At 70.6% G+C, this 17,641-nt stretch carries 13 protein-coding genes; 10 read left to right on the top strand and 3 right to left on the bottom strand.

Annotation, left to right across the window (positions count from 1 at the left end; genetic code table 11):
• The first annotated feature begins 1 nt into the window (after position 1).
• From N8J89_RS38850 to N8J89_RS38810, 9 genes are all read left to right on the top strand, one after another.
• Positions 2-2,443 carry an NADH-quinone oxidoreductase subunit G gene (locus N8J89_RS38850; protein ID WP_283661854.1) on the top strand — a complete coding sequence of 814 codons (2,442 nt, stop codon included), beginning with the start codon at positions 2-4 and terminating at the stop codon, positions 2,441-2,443.
• Complete coding sequence (nuoH, locus tag N8J89_RS38845) at positions 2,440-3,771, top strand: NADH-quinone oxidoreductase subunit NuoH (RefSeq protein WP_283661853.1); 1,332 nt, start codon at positions 2,440-2,442, stop codon at positions 3,769-3,771. Before N8J89_RS38850 ends, nuoH begins: the two co-directional genes overlap by 4 nt.
• Positions 3,758-4,297, top strand: coding sequence for an NADH-quinone oxidoreductase subunit NuoI (gene nuoI / locus N8J89_RS38840; protein WP_252480492.1), 540 nt, complete (start codon positions 3,758-3,760; stop codon positions 4,295-4,297). Before nuoH ends, nuoI begins: the two co-directional genes overlap by 14 nt.
• Positions 4,294-5,175: an NADH-quinone oxidoreductase subunit J gene (locus N8J89_RS38835; RefSeq protein ID WP_502868383.1), complete on the top strand. Its 882-nt coding sequence runs from the start codon at positions 4,294-4,296 to the stop codon at positions 5,173-5,175. The genes nuoI and N8J89_RS38835 overlap by 4 nt, the downstream gene beginning before the upstream one ends.
• Complete coding sequence (gene nuoK / locus N8J89_RS38830) at positions 5,172-5,471, top strand: NADH-quinone oxidoreductase subunit NuoK (protein WP_283661852.1); 300 nt, start codon at positions 5,172-5,174, stop codon at positions 5,469-5,471. Before N8J89_RS38835 ends, nuoK begins: the two co-directional genes overlap by 4 nt.
• A gap of 43 nt (positions 5,472-5,514) precedes the next feature.
• Entirely contained in the window at positions 5,515-7,443 is a 1,929-nt protein-coding gene (gene nuoL, locus N8J89_RS38825; protein ID WP_502868521.1) for an NADH-quinone oxidoreductase subunit L, read from the top strand.
• Positions 7,440-9,014: an NADH-quinone oxidoreductase subunit M gene (locus N8J89_RS38820; RefSeq protein WP_283661850.1), complete on the top strand. Its 1,575-nt coding sequence runs from the start codon at positions 7,440-7,442 to the stop codon at positions 9,012-9,014. Before nuoL ends, N8J89_RS38820 begins: the two co-directional genes overlap by 4 nt.
• A gap of 76 nt (positions 9,015-9,090) precedes the next feature.
• Entirely contained in the window at positions 9,091-10,593 is a 1,503-nt protein-coding gene (nuoN, locus tag N8J89_RS38815) for an NADH-quinone oxidoreductase subunit NuoN (protein WP_502868520.1), read from the top strand.
• A 20-nt stretch (positions 10,594-10,613) separates the two neighbouring features.
• A complete protein-coding gene (locus tag N8J89_RS38810; protein ID WP_283661849.1) occupies positions 10,614-11,624 on the top strand; it encodes a polyprenyl synthetase family protein in 1,011 nt (336 codons plus the stop codon).
• A gap of 1 nt (position 11,625) precedes the next feature.
• Here N8J89_RS38810 and rarD read toward each other — a convergent pair whose 3' ends face one another.
• Positions 11,626-12,564 (bottom strand): EamA family transporter RarD, encoded by a 939-nt coding sequence (gene rarD / locus N8J89_RS38805; protein ID WP_283661848.1) that lies wholly within the window; start codon positions 12,562-12,564, stop codon positions 11,626-11,628.
• 142 nt (positions 12,565-12,706) lie between these two features.
• Here rarD and N8J89_RS38800 point away from each other — a divergent pair, with 142 nt between their 5' ends.
• Positions 12,707-14,470, top strand: coding sequence for a hypothetical protein (locus N8J89_RS38800; protein ID WP_283661847.1), 1,764 nt, complete (start codon positions 12,707-12,709; stop codon positions 14,468-14,470).
• 49 nt (positions 14,471-14,519) lie between these two features.
• On the opposite strand, the gene N8J89_RS38795 is transcribed toward N8J89_RS38800, so the two are convergent.
• A complete protein-coding gene (locus N8J89_RS38795) occupies positions 14,520-15,590 on the bottom strand; it encodes a 2-oxoacid:ferredoxin oxidoreductase subunit beta (protein WP_283661846.1) in 1,071 nt (356 codons plus the stop codon).
• A complete protein-coding gene (locus N8J89_RS38790; protein WP_283661845.1) occupies positions 15,587-17,467 on the bottom strand; it encodes a 2-oxoacid:acceptor oxidoreductase subunit alpha in 1,881 nt (626 codons plus the stop codon). The genes N8J89_RS38795 and N8J89_RS38790 overlap by 4 nt, the downstream gene beginning before the upstream one ends.
• Between the last annotated feature and the right edge of the window lie 174 nt (positions 17,468-17,641).

Raw genomic sequence — 17,641 nt, 5'->3', positions numbered from 1 at the left:
CATGACCGTCGCACCCGAGAAGAACACCGAGAGCACCCCGGTGCCCGCGGGCCATGTCCGGCTGACCATCGACGAACGCGAGGTCATCGCGCCCAAGGGCGAGCTGGTCATCCGCGCCGCCGAGCGGCTGGGCATCGTGGTGCCGCGCTTCTGCGACCACCCGCTGCTCGAACCGGCTGGCGCCTGCCGCCAGTGCCTGGTGGACGTGGAGATGGGCGGCCGGCCGATGCCGAAGCCGCAGGCCTCCTGCACGCTCACGGTGGCCGACGGCATGGTCGTGCGCACCCAGCACACCTCGCCGGTGGCGGACAAGGCGCAGCAGGGCGTGATGGAGCTGCTGCTCATCAACCACCCGCTGGACTGCCCGATCTGCGACAAGGGCGGCGAGTGCCCGCTGCAGAACCAGGCGCTCAAGCACGGCCGCACCGAGTCCCGGTTCGTCGAGACCAAGCGGACCTTCCCGAAGCCGATCCCGATCTCCACCCAGGTGCTGCTGGACCGCGAGCGCTGCGTGCTCTGCCAGCGCTGCACCCGCTTCTCCGACCAGATCGCCGGTGACCCGTTCATCGAGCTGCTGGAACGCGGGGCGCAGCAGCAGATCGGCATCGCCGAGGGCAAGCCGTTCCAGAGCTACTTCTCCGGCAACACCATCCAGATCTGCCCGGTCGGCGCGCTCACCAGCGCGGCCTACCGGTTCCGCTCCCGGCCGTTCGACCTGGTCTCCACCCCCGGCGTGTGCGAGCACTGCGCCGGCGGCTGCGCGACCCGCGTCGACACCAGGCGTGGCAAGGTGATGCGCCGCCTGGCGGGCGATGACCCCGAGGTCAACGAGGAATGGCTGTGCGACAAGGGTCGCTTCGCCTTCGTCTACCCGACCCTGCCCGACCGGATCCGCCGCCCGCTGGTGCGCAACGAGCAGGGCGAGCTGGTCGAGGCGTCCTGGACCGAGGCGCTGCGCGTCGCGGCCGAGGGCCTGGCCAAGGCCAGGGACGGCAAGGGCGTCGGCGTGCTGCCCGGTGGCCGGCTGACCGTCGAGGACGCCTACGCCTACAGCAAGTTCGCCAGGGTCGCCGCGCGCACCAACGACATCGACTTCCGGTCCCGCCCGCACTCCGACGAGGAGCTGGCGCTGCTGTCCTCCTCGATCGTGGGCGTCACCCCGGAGACCGGGGTCACCTACGGCGTGGTCGAGGCCGCGCCCTCGGTGCTCTGCGTCGGCCTGGAGCCGGAGGAAGAGGCGGGCATCCTGTTCCTGCGCCTGCGCAAGGCGGCGCGCAAGGGCCGGACCAAGGTCTTCCACCTCGGCCAGTACACGACCCCGGCGGTGCGCAAGACCTACGGCACGCTGATCCCCGCGGTGCCCGGCGGCGAGCCGGCCGCACTGCGCGCGCTGCCCGAGGACGTGGACACCTCGCTGCGCAACCCGGGCGCGGTGCTGCTGCTCGGCGCCCGCGCGGTGGAGGTGCCCGGCCTGATCTCGGCCGCGGTCGAGCTGGCCACCAGCACCGGAGCCACCCTGGCCTGGATCCCCCGCCGCGCCGGTGAGCGCGGCGCGGTCGAGGCCGGTGCGCTGCCCACGCTGCTGCCCGGCGGCCGCCCGGTCACCGACGCGGAGGCCCGCGCCGAGATCGAGCTGGCCTGGGGTGTGGCAGCGGGCTCGCTGCCCGCGACCCCGGGCCGGGACGCCGCTGGCATCCTGGCCGCGGCCGCGGCAGGCGAGCTGGACGCGCTGCTGGTCGGCGGGGTGGACCCCGGCGACTTCGGCGACCCGGCCGCCGCGCTGGCCGGTGTCAAGGCGGCTGGTTTCATTGTCTCCCTTGAGCTTCGGCACTCCGCGGTGACCGAGCACGCCGACGTGGTGCTGCCGGTGGCCGCCTCGGTGGAGCGCGCGGGCAGCTACCTCAACTGGGAGGGCCGCCGCCGCGAGTTCAAGGCCGCGCTGGACGTCGCGGGCGTGGTCCCGGACTGCCGGGTGCTGGACACCCTGGCGATCGAGATGGACTCCGACCTGTTCACCCAGACCCCGGCCGCCGCGGCCGCGGACCTGGCCAGGCTCGGCGCCCACCGCGGCGCCCGGCCGCAGTTCACCCCGGCCGCCGAGGCCGGCGCGCCCGCGCTGACCAACGGCCACCTGGTGCTGGCCAGCTGGCCGCAGATGCTGGGCAACGGCTCGCTGCAGGACGGCGAGCCCAACCTGGCAGGCACCGCCCGCCCGGCGGTGGCCAGGCTGGCCCCGGCCACCGCGGCCAAGCTCGGCCTGGCTGAGGGCGAGCCGGTCAGCGTGGCCACCGAGGCCGGTGCGATCACGCTCCCGCTGGAGCTGGCCGATCTGCCGGAGCAGGTGGTCTGGCTGCCGGGCAACTCGGGCGCGTCCACCGTGCGCCGCACCCTGGGCGCCGGGCACGGCGCCCTCGTCACCGTCACCGACGGAGGAAACGCATGAAGCCCCTCGCAGCCGGGGAGATCGGCGCTCTGCTCGCCGACGACCCGTGGTGGCTGAGCCTGATCAAGGTCGTCGCCGTCTTCGCCTTCCTGGTGGTTCTGGTGATCGGCCTGGTCTGGGGCGAGCGCCGGATCGTCGGGTTCATGCAGCAGCGGCCCGGCCCCAACCGGGCAGGCCCCTTCGGCATGCTGCAGTCGCTGGCCGACGCGCTCAAGATGGCCTTCAAGGAGGACATCCGGCCGGTCATGGCGGACAAGTGGGTCTACTTCCTGGCCCCGATCATCTCCGCGGTGCCCGCCTTCCTCGCCTTCTCGGTGATCCCGTTCGGCGGCGAGGTCCAGATGTTCGGTTACCAGACCGCGCTGCAGATCGCGGACGTGCCGGTGGGCGTGCTGGTGGTGCTGGCCTGCGCCTCGGTCGGCGTCTACGGCATCGTGCTCTCCGGCTGGTCCTCCGGCTCGCCGTACCCGCTGCTCGGCTCGCTCCGCTCGGCCGCGCAGGTGATCTCCTACGAGATCGCGATGGGCCTGGCCATCGTCTCGGTGATCCTGTTCGCCGGGTCGCTGTCCACCGGCGACATCGTGAACGCGCAGTCGGGTGTCTGGTTCGTCTTCACCCTGCTGCCCAGCTTCGTGATCTACGTGATCTCCATGGTCGGTGAGACCAACCGCGCCCCGTTCGACCTCCCCGAGGCCGAGTCGGAGCTGGTCGGTGGCTTCCACACCGAGTACTCGACCTCGCTGAAGTTCGCCATGTTCTTCCTCGCCGAGTACATCAACATGGCCACCGTCTCCGCACTGGCCACCACGCTGTTCCTGGGCGGCTGGCGGGCGCCCTTCGGCCTGAGCTACATCGCCGACGGCATGTTCAACACCGGCTGGTGGCCGGTGCTGTGGTTCATCGGCAAGATGCTGGCCTTCCTGTTCTTCTTCGTGTGGCTGCGCGCCACCCTGCCCCGGCTGCGCTACGACCAGTTCATGCAGCTGGGCTGGAAGGTCCTGGTCCCGGTCGCGCTGGTCTGGTTCGTCGCGGTCACCGTGGTCAAGTACATCCGGGAGAACTGGAACACGATCAGCTCCACCCAGATCCTGATCTTCGGCGGGGCCGCGCTGGCCGTGCTGATCCTGCTGGTGTTCCTGATCCCGGAGCGCGAGATCCGGGAGGAGCGGGTGCAGGTGGCAGGCAGCGGCTACCCGATCCCGCCGCTGGACCTGGCCGTGCCCAAGCCCCCCAAGCGCCGGACCCCCGTGGCCGCCGCGCAGCAGAGTTCCACGCCGGCCGCGATCGGCACCGAAGGCGGAAAGGAGGCTGGCGATGGGACTTCTTGATCCCATCAAGGGCTTCGGCGTCACCTTCTCGACGATGTTCCGGAAGGTCGTCACCGAGGAATATCCCGAGGTCATGAAGGTCACCGCGCCGCGGTACCACGGTCGCCACCAGCTGAACCGGCACCCGGACGGGCTGGAGAAGTGCGTCGGCTGCGAGCTGTGCGCCTGGGCCTGTCCGGCGGACGCGATCTTCGTCGAGGGCGGTGACAACACCGAGGACGCCCGCTACTCGCCCGGCGAGCGCTACGGCGCGGACTACCAGATCAACTACCTGCGCTGCATCGGCTGCGGTCTCTGCATCGAGGCCTGCCCGACCCGTTCGCTGACCATGACGAACGAGTTCGAGCTGGCCGATGACAACCGGCAGAACCTGATCTACACCAAGGAACAGCTGCTGGCGCCGCTGCTGGAAGGCATGGAGCAGCCGCCGCACCCGATGCGCCTCGGTGAGAACGAGCAGGACTACTACGTCAACGGACCGCAGTTGGCCCGTGGCGAGAAGCCCGCCGAGGGGGCCGTGCGTTGAGCTCCGTCATCGCCATCCTCGCCCAGGCGCCGCCGAACGCCCCCGAGGTGATCAAACTCGGCGAGCAGATCATGTTCTGGGTGCTCGGCCCGGTGTCGCTGATCGGCGCCATGGGCATGCTCTTCGCCCGCAACGCGGTGCACTCGGCGCTGTGGCTGGTGCTCACCATGCTCAGCCTCGGCGTGCTCTACATCGTGCAGCAGGCGCCCTTCCTGGGCGTGGTGCAGATCATCGTCTACACCGGCGCGATCATGATGCTGTTCCTGTTCGTGCTGATGCTGGTCGGCAGGGACAGCTCGGACTCGGTGGTGGAGGTGCTGCGCGGCCAGCGGCTCACGGCCACCTTCCTCGGCCTCGGCCTGGCCGCCCTGCTGGTGGCCGCGCTGTCCCGCGCGTTCACCGACGTGCCCTCGACCGGGCTGGCCAAGGTCAACGGCAGCGAGGGGCCGGGCAACGTGCTCGGCCTCGGGCAGCTGATCTTCCGCGAGTACGTCTTCGCCTTCGAGCTGACCTCGGCGCTGCTGATCACCGCCGCGCTCGGCGCGATGCTGCTGGCCTTCGTGGACAAGGAACACTCCACCAAGCGCAGCCAGCGCGAGCTGGTCGAGGCCCGCCTGCGCGGCGAGCACGACCGGCCATCGCCGCTGCCCGGCCCCGGTGTGTTCGCCACCGCCAACTCGGTGGCCACCCCGGCGCTGCTGCCGGACGGCTCGGTCGCCCCGGAGTCGCTGTCCAAGATCATCGAGTCCACCTCGCGCGAGCGCCTGGCCGACGACATCACCGAGGTCAAGGGCGCCGGCCCGCAGCCGGACGCGCACGCGCTCACCGGACCGTCCAGCAAGGACAAGAAGTCCGGCGCTGAGGAGGGGAAGGCATGACCCCCACCTACTACCTGCTGCTGTCCGCGCTGCTGTTCTCCATCGGCGCGGTGGGCGTGCTGATCCGGCGCAACGCCATCGTGGTGTTCATGTGCATCGAGCTGATGCTCAACGCGGTGAACCTGACCCTGGTGACCTTCGCCCGGATCAACGGCGCGCTGGACGGCCAGGTGATGGCCTTCTTCGTGATGGTCGTCGCGGCGGCCGAGGTGGTCGTCGGACTCGCGATCATCATGTCGATCTTCCGCACCCGCCGTTCGGCCTCGGTCGACGACGCCAACCTGCTCAAGTACTGAGGTGCAGACGGTGAAGGGAAACATTCTGGCCGCCACCGAGGTGGTGGAGGCCACCGGCGCGGCCCAGTACGCCTGGCTGCTGATCCTGCTGCCGTTGGTCGGCGCGACCGTGCTGCTGGTCGGCGGCAAGCACACCAACGGCTGGGGCCACCTGCTCGGCAGCGCGATGGCGATCCTGTCCTTCGTCTACGGCGCGGTGCTGTTCGTGCAGACCATCGGCAAGGACGCGGGCTCCAGGGTCGCCGAGCTGCCGGTGTTCGAGTGGTTCAGCGTGGCCGCGCTCAAGGTCGAGTTCGGCCTGCGCATCGACCCGCTGTCGATGACCTTCGTGCTGCTGATCACCGGTGTGGGCTCACTGATCCACATCTACTCGGTCGGCTACATGAGCCACGACGCGGACCGGCGGAAGTTCTTCGCCTACCTGAACCTGTTCGTGGCGGCGATGCTGGTCCTGGTGCTGGGCAACAGCTTCGTGACGCTGTACCTGGGCTGGGAGGGCGTCGGCCTGGCCTCCTACCTGCTGATCGCCTTCTGGCAGCACAAGCCGGCCGCGGCCACCGCGGCGAAGAAGGCGTTCCTGATGAACCGGGTCGGTGACGTCGGCCTGGCGCTGGCCATCTTCCTGATGTTCCGGGACCTGGGCACCACCCAGTACACCGAGGTCTTCGCCCGCGCGGGTGACCTCTCGCCGGGCGTGGTCACCGCGATCGCGGTGCTGCTCCTGCTGGGCGCCTGTGGCAAGTCCGGCCAGTTCCCGCTGCAGGCCTGGTTGCCGGATGCGATGGAGGGCCCGACCCCGGTCTCCGCGCTCATCCACGCCGCGACCATGGTCACCGCCGGTGTGTACCTGGTGGCGCGGGCCAACCCGATCTACAACCTCACCGAGGACGGCCGCCTGGTCGTGGTCATCATCGGCGCGATCACGCTGGTGATCGGGTGCATCATCGGCTGCGCCTACGACGACTTCAAGAAGGTGCTGGCCTACTCCACGGTCAGCCAGATCGGCTACATGATCCTGGCCGTCGGCCTCGGCCCGGCCGGGTACGCGATCGGCATCATGCACCTGCTCACCCACGGCTTCTTCAAGGCCGGGCTCTTCCTCGGCGCCGGTTCGGTGATGCACGGCATGAACGACGAGGGCAACATCCGCCGGATGGGCGGGCTGGCCAGGCACATGCCGGTCACCTTCGTCACCTGGGGCCTGGGCTACCTGGCGCTGATCGGCTTCCCGCTGCTGTCCGGCTTCTACTCCAAGGACGCCATCATCGAGGCGGCGCTGGGCCAGGGCGGCTGGCGCGGCTGGGTCTTCGGCGGCGCGGCCCTGCTGGGCGCCGGGCTGACCGCGTTCTACATGACCCGCCTGATGCTGCTGGTGTTCTTCGGCGAGAAGCGGTGGAAGAACCTCAAGTCCGCGGACGGCCGCGAGTACCACCCGCACGAGTCCCCGGCCAGCATGACCGTGCCGATGATCGTGCTGGCGGTCGGCTCGGTGGGCGCGGGCTTCTTCTTCGCCAGTGGCGGCAGGCTCGCCACCTGGCTGGAACCCGCGCTGGGCAAGCTGGAAGTGGCTGAGCACGGGGTGCTCCCGCACGCGCTGGTGCCGATCCTCACCGTGGCGCTGGCCGCGCTCGGCGCGCTCACCGCCTGGCTGATCTTCGGCCGCAAGCCGGTCCCGGTGGAACGCCCGGAGAAGGTCTCCTTCCTGGTGCGCGCCGCCCGCAAGGACCTCTACGCCAACTCGATCAACGAGGGGCTGATCGCGAACCCGGGCTTCCTGCTCACGCGGTTCCTGCTCTTCTTCGACAACAAGGGCGTCGACGGGGTGGTCAACGGCACGGCCGTGCTGCTCCGGGGCGTCTCGAGCCGGGTCCGCCGGCTCCAGACCGGTTTCGTGCGCTCCTACGCGCTGAGCATGCTGGGCGGTTCGGTCCTCCTGATCGCCGCCCTGCTGATGGTGAGGTTGGCGGGATGAACGGCCTCGTGCTGCTCGCACTACTGCTGCTGCCGCTGCTCGGCGGCCTGGTGGTGGCGTTCCTGCGCGGCAACGACCGCGCGGCGAAGCTGACCGCGCTGGGCTTCGCCCTGGCCGAGCTCGCGCTCGCCGCGGTGGCCTGGGCCGGGTTCACCCCCGGCGGGGACCGGATCCAGCTGGCCTTCGGGGTGGACTGGATCCCGGCCTTCGGCGTGCGCTTCGCCCTCGGCGTGGACGGCATCGCGCTGGTGATGATCGCGCTGATCGCGGTGCTGGTGCCGATCGTGATCGGCGCGGCCTGGGAGGAGAAGCTGCCGGAGGGCCGCACGGTCGCCGGGTTCTTCTCCCTGCTGCTGGTCATGCAGACCTTCATGATCGGCGTCTTCGCGGCCACCGACGTGTTCCTGTTCTACGTCTTCTTCGAGGCGATGCTGGTGCCCGCCTACTTCCTGATCGGCCGCTTCGGCGGGCCGCGCAGGCAGTACGCGGCGGTGAAGTTCTTCCTGTACTCGCTCTTCGGCGGCCTGGTCATGCTGGCCTCGGTGATCGGCGTGTACGTGGTGGCCAGCGGCCGCCTGGGCAAGGGCACCTTCGACTGGGCCACCCTGGTCGGCATCGCCAAGGACATCCCGCAGGGCGTGCAGATCTGGCTGTTCCTCGGCTTCCTGATCGCCTTCGCGATCAAGGCGCCGCTGGTGCCGCTGCACACCTGGCTGCCGGACGCCGGTGGCGAGGCCCCGGTGGGCGTGGGCGTGCTGCTGGTCGGCGTGCTGGACAAGGTCGGCACCTTCGGGTTGATGCGCTACGGCCTGTCGCTGTTCCCCGACGCCAGCCGGATCCTGGCGCCCTGGGTGCTGACGCTGGCGGTGATCGGCGTGATCTACGGCGCGATCCTGGCCGCGGGACAGACCGACATGAAGCGGTTCGTCACCTACACCTCGATCGCGCACTTCGGCTTCATCGCGCTGGGCATCTTCGCCTTCAGCAGCCAGTCGCTCTCCGGCGCGGTGCTGTACATGGTCAACCACGGCCTCTCCACCGGCATGCTCTTCCTGGTGGTCGGCATGGTGATCGCGCGCGGTGGCTCCCGTCAGTTCAGCGACTACGGCGGCATGGCCAAGCTCACCCCGGTGCTCGGCGGCATGTTCTTCATCGCCGGGCTCTCCTCGCTGGCGCTGCCCGGCACCAACTCCTTCGTCAGCGAGTTCCTGGTGCTGATCGGGTCGTTCCCGAGGGAGCCGGTGTTCACCATCATCGCCACGGTCGGCATGGTGCTGGCCGCGCTGTACGTGCTGTGGGCCTACCAGCGGGTCATGCAGGGCCCGGTGCGCGGCAACGCGCTGGTGGGCCTGGCCGGTGGCCCCGGCTCCGCGGTGGACCCCAGCTCGGAGACGGCCAAGGCCAAGGTGCCCGACCTGTCCAAGCGGGAGATCGCGGTGCTGACCCCGCTGGTGGTGCTGATCATCGCGCTCGGGGTCTACCCGCAGCCGGTGCTCGATGTGATCAACCCGTCCGTCGGCGCGACGATGACCGAGGCCGGGCAGCAGGACCTGGTGAAGGAAGGCAAGTGACGTGGTGACCCTGACTCACCTGGCACAACAGCAGCCTCAGCAGCTGCTGGAACTGCCGGACTTCCTGCTCGAGCACATGGTGCCGGTGCTGATCGTGCTCGGCGCGGCCTGTGTCTCGGTGCTGTTCGAGGCGCTGCTGCCGCGGCACCTGCGCTGGTCGGTGCAGGTGTTCCTGAGCCTGTTCTCGATCGCCGCCGCCGCGGTGGTGCTGGTCGTGAAGGGCTTGGGCGAGAACGGCACCGGTGTGCTGCCGATGGCCAAGGCGCTCGCGGTGGACTACCCCACGCTGTTCCTGTGGGGCACGCTGCTCGCGCTGGGCTTCGGCTCGATCCTGCTGATCGCGGACCGCTCGGTGGAGCGCGGCGGCTACTTCGTGGCGCACGCCGCGATCCGCCCCGGCACCATCCAGGACCGCGCCCAGGCGGCCACCAGCGGCATGCAGACCGAGGTCTTCCCGCTGGCGCTGTTCGCCCTCGGCGGCATGATGACCTTCGTCGCGGCGAACGACCTGCTGACCATGTTCATCGCGCTGGAGGTGCTCAGCCTCCCGCTGTACCTGCTGTGCGCGCTGGCCCGCAGGCGCAGGCTCATCTCGCAGGAAGCCGCGGTCAAGTACTTCCTGCTCGGCGCGTTCGCCTCGGCGTTCTTCCTCTACGGCCTGGCGCTGCTCTACGGCTACGCGGGCTCGGTGAACCTGGCCGCGATCGCCAACGCGGCCGCGGGCAACGAGCGCTCCGACACCCTGCTCTTCGCCGGGGTCGGGCTGCTGGTGGTCGGCCTGCTGTTCAAGGCGGCGGTCGGCCCGTTCCACACCTGGAGCCCGGACGTCTACCAGGGCGCGCCCACGCCGGTGACCGCGTTCATGGCCGCCTGCACCAAGGTGGCGGCCTTCGGCGCGATCCTGCGGGTGTTCCAGGTGGCGCTGAAGTCCAGCAGCTGGGAGTGGCAGTACGTGCTGTGGGCGGTGGCCATCGTGTCCATGGTCATCGGCGCTGTGCTCGGTCTCACGCAGAGCGACATCAAGCGGATGATCGCCTACTCCTCGGTGGCGCACGCGGGCTTCCTGCTCGTCGGCTCGATCGCGCTCACCCCGCAGGGCCTCTCCGGCACCATGTTCTACCTGCTGGCCTACGGCTTCACCACGCTGGCCGTCTTCGGCGTGATCAGCCTGGTCCGGGACAGCAACGGCGAGGCGACCGACATCAAGCAGTGGGCCGGTCTGGCCAAGCGGTCGCCACTGGTGGCCGCGGTGTTCTCCTTCCTGCTGCTGGCACTGGCCGGCATCCCGCTCACCAGCGGGTTCATCGGCAAGTTCGTGGTGTTCGCGGCGGCGATCGAGGACGGGGCCGCGCCGCTGGTGGTGGTCGGCCTGGTGACCAGCGCGGTGGCCGCGTTCTTCTACCTGCGGATCATCGTGCTGATGTACTTCCAGGAGCCGAAGGAGGACGGCCCCACGGTCACCGTGCCGGGGGCGTTCACGGTCATGGCCATCACACTCGGTGTGACCGTGACCTTGCTGCTCGGAGTCGTCCCGCAGTTCGCCCTCAACTGGGCGGACCTCGGGGTGTTCGCGTTCTGAGGCCTACGTAGGCTGCAAGTGTGACGACGAGTGAGCAGGCCGGTCGGGGCGCCGGCATCGTGCTGGCCGACCCCGACCTCGAGGCCACGGTCCTTGCCGGACTGGCCGCGGTCGAGGCAGTGCTGCAGGACTCGGTCCGCAGCGACCTCGACTTCGCGACCGAGGCCTCCCTGCACCTGATGGAGGCGGGCGGAAAACGAATCCGCCCGCTCTTCGCCCTCCTGGCCGCCCACTTCGGCGACCCGAGCCGCCAGGAGGTCATCACCTCGGCCGTCGTGGTGGAGCTGATCCACCTGGCCACGCTTTACCACGACGACGTGATGGACGAGGCGCCGATGCGGCGGGGCGCGCTCAGCGCCAACGCCCGCTGGAACAACTCGGTGGCCATCCTCACCGGCGACTTCCTGTTCGCGCACGCCTCCAGGCTGGTGGCCGACCTGGGCACGGACGCGGCCCGGATCATCGCGAACACCTTCGCCGAGCTGGTCACCGGCCAGATGCGGGAGACCGTCGGCCCGGCCGAGGGCGTGGACCCGGTCACCCACTACCTGTCGGTGATCGACGAGAAGACCGGTTCGCTGATCGCCACCGCGGGCCGCTTCGGCGGCATGTTCGCCGGGGTGCCGGAGCCGCAGGTCGAGGCGCTGCGCCGGTACGGCGACGTGATCGGCGCGGCCTTCCAGATCTCCGACGACATCATCGACATCGCCTCGCCCGCGGTGGAGTCCGGCAAGACGCCGGGCACCGACCTGCGCGAGGGCGTGCGCACGCTGCCGATGCTCTACGCGCTGGCCGACGACCACGTCTCCGGCGCCCGGCTGCGTGAGCTGCTGTCCCGGCCGCTGGAGACCGACGCCGAGGTCGAGGAGGCGCTGGAGCTGCTGCGGGCGTCCTCGGGCCTGGAAGAGGCCCGCAAGACCCTCAGCGAGTACTCCGAGCGCGCGCACGCCGCCCTGGTGGACCTGCCGGAGTGCCCGGCCCGCTCGGCGCTGTCCGCGCTGGCGAACTTCGTGGTGGCCCGCTCCCAGTAGTTCAGGTGACCTGCGGGGCCGGTTCCGCCCGGCTCCGCAGTGACGCCGCCCTGGTGGCCCTGGCCGCACGCACCCCGTCCACGGTGAACACCAGCACCGCCACCCAGACCAGCGCGAACCCGGTCCAGCGGCCCGGCGACATCGGCTCGTGCATCACCAGCACGCCCCAGGCGAACTGCAGGATCGGCGCCAGGTACTGCAGGATGCCCAGCGTGGTCATGGAGACCCGGCGCGCGGCCACGTTGAACAGCAGCAGCGGCAGCGCGGTGATCGGCCCGGTGACCGCCAGCAGCAGGTCGTGCGCCGTGCCCGAGCCGAGGAACGTGCCCTGCCCCGCCAGGCCCAGCCAGATGAGGAACACGATCGCGGGCGGTCCCAGCACCACGCTCTCCGCGGTCAGCGAGTCCACCGCGGCCAGCTTCGAGGTCTTCTTCAGCAGCCCGTAGGTGCCGAAGCTGGCGGCCAGCACCAGCGCGATCACCGGCACCTGCCCGTGCTCGACGGTCAGCACGCACACCGCGGCGCCGCCGACGGCCACCGCTGCCCACTGCGGCCGGCGCAGCCGCTCGTTGAACACCAGCACGCCGAAGAGCACCGAGACCAGCGGGTTGATGAAGTAGCCCAGCGAGGTTTCCACCACCTGCCCGCTGGTCACCCCGTAGATGTAGGTGCCCCAGTTCACCGCGATGAGTGCTGCCCCGGCGGCGGCCAGCGCCCAGGTGCCGGGGGAGAGGCGCAGCAGGATCTTGCCGCGGCGCAGGAGCAGGGTGACCAACACCATGACGGCCAGGGTCCAGGCCAGCCGGTGTGCCAGGATCTCGACGGGACCGGCGGGTGCCAGCAGCGGCCAGAAGGCGGGGAAGAAACCCCAGAGCACGTACGCGCCCGCCCCGCACGCCAGCCCGGCCGCACCGGCCGGGGAAGAGGGCGAGGACGGCACCAGCCGAGCCTACGCCGCGGGGCTGTTCGCCCGGCAAGTAACTTCGTCACATCAACTACCGCCAGCTGGTCAACAGGACGCGGCGGACGGCCCTGCGCGTTAGGGTTCGGCAAAGTATGGAGAAGGCCGGAGGGATGTCGCGGTGTCGTCGTTGTTCGGGCAGGTCTGGCTGTGGAGCCTGCTCGCATTCGTGATCGGTGGCCTGGCCACCTGGGTGCTCTTCGTCACCCCCGCCCGCCGCGAGCTGGCCGCGCTGGAAGAGGAGAGGTCCCGCAGGCCGCAACCGCCGCCCACGGTGGTGCGCAAGCACGACGAGGACGACGACATCGTCTTCGAGCCCATGCAGACCCCCGTGGCCGCTCCACGCCCGGTCACCAGCAGCTCCGAGCAGACCACGGTCCTCCCGGCCCAGCCGAAGACCAGCCTGTTCACCCCCGACCCGGCCCACGAACCCACCACCCAGTCCGAGGCCCCCTGGGAACGCCGCCGCGAACCCACCTGGTCCCAGCCCAGCCCCGCCTCCGGTCAGCAGTGGTCCGCGCAGCACGCCGAAGATGAGCGCCCGGAGCCCGCCAAGACCCAGCAGTGGTCCGCGCAGCACGCCGAAGATGAGCGCCCGGAGCCCGCCAAGACCCAGCAGTGGTCCGCGCAGCACGCCGAAGATGAGCGCCCGGAGCCCGCCAAGACCCAGCAGTGGTCCGCGCAGCACGCCGAAGATGAGCGCCCGGAGCCCGCCAAGACCCAGCAGTGGTCCGCGCAGCGCGCCGAAGATGAGCGCCCGGAGCCCGCCAAGACCCAGCAGTGGTCCGCGCAGCGCGCCGAGGACGAGCGCCCCGAGTCCGCGCCCACCGAGCAGTGGTCCACCGCGCGCGCCGAGGAGGACCGCCAGCCGGAGGACGAGGCCCCGCGCCGCCCCGAGCCCGCCAAGACCCAGCAGTGGTCCGCGCAGCGCGCCGAGGACGAGCGCCCGGAGCCCGCCCCCACCCAGCAGTGGTCCACCCAGCGCATCGAGCCCGAGCCGCGCGAGGACGAAGCCCCCGCCCCGACCGAGCGCTGGTCCGCCCAGCCCCCAGCCGACGAGCCCGCCCCGGCCCAGCAGCCCACCCAGCAGTGGTCCCGCCAGGACGCCGACGAGCCCGCCCCCGAGCTGACCTGGACCACCGCCGCCCAGCCCGAGGCCCCAGCCCGCCCCGAGCCCCCGGCCCAGCCCGAGTCCCAGCCCGACGCCCCGGCCGCCACCCAGCAGTGGTCCACCCCGGAGGACGTCGACGACCAGCCCACCGCCGCCCAGCAGTCCCCGCGGGGCGCCGACCAGCCCACCACCGCGATCTTCGCCCCGGTCCGCACCCCGGAACCGGCCGCCCAGTCCGGCAAGTCCGACGAGGACGAGCGCCCGCTGTTCTTCGAGGCGGAGACCCCGGCCTACGGCATCCCCAAGAACGAGATCCTGGACGCCCTCGAAGAGGACCCCGAGCCGCGCCAGGCCCAGCGCCCCGTGCCCTCGCCCGCCCCGCCCGCGCCGCAGGTGAGCGCGCCGCCGGAGCTGGACGTCACCGACACCGAGCTGGCCGACCACCGGCCGTCCCGCCCGCCGCGGCCTGCCCAGCGGGTGGCGCCGCCGCAGTTCCCGCCGCGGCCGTTGCCGCCGCAGGAGCTCCAGGCCAGGGACACCGCCTACTTCCAGCACCTGGCCGCCAGCTCGGGGAACAACGCGCCGCCGGTGCCGCCCTCGGTGCCCGCGCCGCCGCGCCAGGTGCCGCCGGTCCCGCCCGCGCCGCCGCGCCCGGTCACCCCGGCCGAGCAGCCGCCGCCCCCGCCGGTGGCCCCGGCCGAGCCGACCACGCCGCCGCGCGGTGAGCGGTCCCGCTCGCTGTTCGAGCCGGTGATCGACCCCGACAAGCAGTGACACGAAAAAAGCCCCCCGGACGCGCCGGGGGGCTTTTTTCGTTGCTGGGTCAGGCCAGCACGGTCCAGGTGTCCTTGCCGCGGAGCAGCCCGGCCAGGTCGGCCGGCTTGCTCTGCACGGCCTGCTGGACCTGGCTGCGGGCCTGGTCGTCGTAGGTCGGGCGGGGCACCGAGCGGAACACACCGGTCACGGTGTGGTCCAGGTTCTGCCCGCCCAGCCGGGACAGCGCGAAGGCGTAGCTGGGGTCCTGCAGGGTCGCGTCGTGCACCACCAGCGCGTCCTCGCCGACCTCGTCCACCTTGCGCACCACGAACGAGCCGTGCTGACCCTCCCGGATCACCCCGAACTCGCCCTCGGCGCCGAAGCGGATCGGCTTGCCGTGCTCCAGCGGGATGATCCGCCGGTCCTTCTCGCCCGGCTCCTTGAGCACGTCGAAGGCGCCGTCGTTGAAGATCGGGCAGTTCTGGTAGATCTCCACCAGCGCGCTGCCCCGGTGCTGGGCGGCCTGCCGCAGCACGTCGGTCAGCCCGGCCCGGTCGGAGTCCAGCGCCCGGCCCACGAAGCTCGTCTCCGCGCCCAGCGCCAGCGAGATCGGGTTGAACGGGTGGTCCAGCGAGCCCATCGGGGTGGACTTGGTGACCTTGCCGACCTCCGAGGTCGGCGAGTACTGCCCCTTGGTCAGCCCGTAGATCCGGTTGTTGAACAGCAGGATCTTCAGGTTCACGTTGCGGCGCAGCGCGTGGATCAGGTGGTTGCCGCCGATGGAGAGCGCGTCGCCGTCACCGGTGACCACCCACACCGACAGGTCCGGCCGGGACACCGACAACCCGGTGGCGATGGCCGGGGCGCGGCCGTGGATGGAGTGCACCCCGTAGGTGTTCATGTAGTACGGGAACCGGGAGGAGCAGCCGATCCCGGAGACGAAGACGATGTTCTCCCGCTTGAGCCCCAGCTCCGGCAGGAAGCTCTGCATGGCGTTGAGGATGATGTAGTCACCACACCCGGGGCACCAGCGCACCTCCTGGTCGGACTTGAAGACCTTCGCGGTCTGCTTCTCGTCCGTGGTGGGAACACCGTCCAGGCCGCCGATGATCGGCAACCCGATGTCGACCGCGGTCATGCCTTGACCCCCTGGATGATCTCGGTGAACACGTCCTGGAGCTCTTCGGCCTTGAACGGCGTGCCCGCCACCTTCGTGTGGCTGACCGCGTCCACCAGGTACTTGGCCCGCAACAACAACGCGAGCTGGCCGAGATTCATTTCCGGGACGAGCACCTTGCGGTAGCTGCCCAGCACCTCACCCAGGTTCCTCGGGAACGGGTTGAGGTGCCGCAGATGCGCGTGCGCGACCTTCAGGCCCAGCCTGCGCACCCGCCGCGCGGCCGCGCCGATCGGGCCGTAGGTCGAACCCCAGCCGACCACGAGCACCTCGGCGTCGCCGGTCGGGTCGTCCACCACCAGGTCCGGCACGTCCACGCCGTCGATCTTGGCCTGGCGCAGGCGCACCATCTTGTCGTGGTTGTCCGGGTCGTAGGAGATGTTGCCCTGGCCGTCGCCCTTCTCCAGGCCACCGATGCGGTGCTCCAGACCGGGCGTGCCCGGCAGGGCCCACGGCCGGGCCAGGGTTTCCGGGTCGCGCAGGTACGGCCAGAACTCGCCGGAGCCGTCCGGCGCGTTGACCTCGGTGGCGAAGGAGACCCGCAGGTCGGGCAGGGTGTCCACGGCCGGGATGAGCCAGGGCTCTGACCCGTTGGCGATGTAGCCGTCGGAGAGCAGCAGCACCGGCGTGCGGTACTTCAGCGCGATCCGCGCGGCGTCGATGGCCATCTGGAAGCAGTCCGCGGGCGTGGCCGGGGCCAGCACCGGAACGGGCGCCTCGCCGTTGCGGCCGAACATGGCCTGCAACAGGTCGGCCTGCTCGGTCTTGGTGGGCAGCCCGGTGGACGGGCCGCCGCGCTGCACGTCGACCACCAGCAGCGGCAGCTCGGTCATCACCGCGAGGCCGATGGTCTCGGACTTCAGCGCGATACCCGGGCCGGAGGTGGTGGTCACACCCAGCGCGCCGCCGTAGGCCGCGCCCAGCGCCGCGCCGATACCGGCGATCTCGTCCTCGGCCTGGAAGGTGGTGATGCCGAAGTTCTTGTGCCGGGACAGCTCGTGCAGGATGTCCGAGGCTGGCGTGATCGGGTACGTGCCGAGGAAGACCGGCAGCTCCGAGCGCTGTCCGGCAGCCACGATGCCGTAGGCCAGCGCGGTGTTGCCGGTGATCTGGCGGTAGGTGCCCTGGGCCAGCTTGGCCGGGGCGACCTCGTAGGTCACCGCGAAGGCCTCGGTGGTCTCGCCGTAGTTCCAGCCGGTGCGGAAGGCCAGCACGTTGGCCTCGGCGATGTCCGGCTTCTTGGCGAACTTCTCCCGCAGGAACCGCTCGGTGCCCTCGGTCGGCCGGTGGTACATCCAGGACAGCAGGCCCAGCGCGAACATGTTCTTCGCGCGCTCGGCGTCCTTCTTCGACAGCCCGGTGGGTTCCAGCGCGCCGCGGGTCAGGGTGGCCATGGCGACCTTGTGCACGACGTAGGGCTCCAGCGAGCCGTCTTCGAGCGGGTCCGCGGCGTAGCCGACCTTGCTGAGGTTGCGCTTGTTGAACTCATCGGTGTTGACGATGAGGATGCCGCCGTGCGGCAGGTCGGCGATGTTGGACTTCAGCGCCGCGGGGTTCATCGCGACCAGGACGTCCGGCCGGTCGCCCGGCGTGAGGATGTCGTAGTCGGCGAAGTGCAGCTGGAAGCTGGACACCCCGGGCAGGGTTCCTGCAGGCGCCCTGATCTCGGCGGGGAAGTTGGGCAGCGTGGCCAGGTCGTTGCCGAAGGCCGCTGCCTCCGATGTGAACCGGTCTCCGGTCAGCTGCATGCCGTCACCGGAGTCGCCGGCGAACCTGATGACCACTCGGTCGAGCTTGCGGACCTCCGCGGTCTCGTGGCCCTCGGTGCTCACACTCATGGGCTCGCGATCCCTCTCTTCACCTCACGCGCCTGCATCGGCCATCGAAAACCGATGCCCCCCAACGAGAGTAGTCCGCGTCAGGGACCGTCAGCGTCGGGGAACTCACGGATCGGAGTTGCTGGTACTGCCTTGACAACGCTTCGAACACGGTAAGGGTGCCCTTGCCGTGTT

It is taken from the genome of Crossiella sp. CA-258035, assembly GCF_030064675.1.
Taxonomy (GTDB): Bacteria; Actinomycetota; Actinomycetes; order Mycobacteriales; family Pseudonocardiaceae; genus Crossiella.
Note: the sequence above shows the minus strand (reverse complement) of the source record. Positions and strands in the feature narration are given on the sequence as shown.

Excerpts from the sequence above, each read along its gene's own strand:
- N8J89_RS38850 (WP_283661854.1), top strand. The coding sequence starts at position 2 with ATGACCGTCGCACCCGAGAAGAACACCGAGAGCACCCCGGTGCCCGCG.
- nuoH (WP_283661853.1), top strand. The coding sequence starts at position 2,440 with ATGAAGCCCCTCGCAGCCGGGGAGATCGGCGCTCTGCTCGCCGACGAC.
- nuoI (WP_252480492.1), top strand. The coding sequence starts at position 3,758 with ATGGGACTTCTTGATCCCATCAAGGGCTTCGGCGTCACCTTCTCGACG.
- nuoK (WP_283661852.1), top strand. The coding sequence starts at position 5,172 with ATGACCCCCACCTACTACCTGCTGCTGTCCGCGCTGCTGTTCTCCATC.
- N8J89_RS38820 (WP_283661850.1), top strand. The coding sequence starts at position 7,440 with ATGAACGGCCTCGTGCTGCTCGCACTACTGCTGCTGCCGCTGCTCGGC.
- nuoN (WP_502868520.1), top strand. The coding sequence starts at position 9,091 with ATGGTGCCGGTGCTGATCGTGCTCGGCGCGGCCTGTGTCTCGGTGCTG.
- N8J89_RS38795 (WP_283661846.1), bottom strand. The coding sequence starts at position 15,590 with ATGACCGCGGTCGACATCGGGTTGCCGATCATCGGCGGCCTGGACGGT.
- N8J89_RS38790 (WP_283661845.1), bottom strand. The coding sequence starts at position 17,467 with ATGAGTGTGAGCACCGAGGGCCACGAGACCGCGGAGGTCCGCAAGCTC.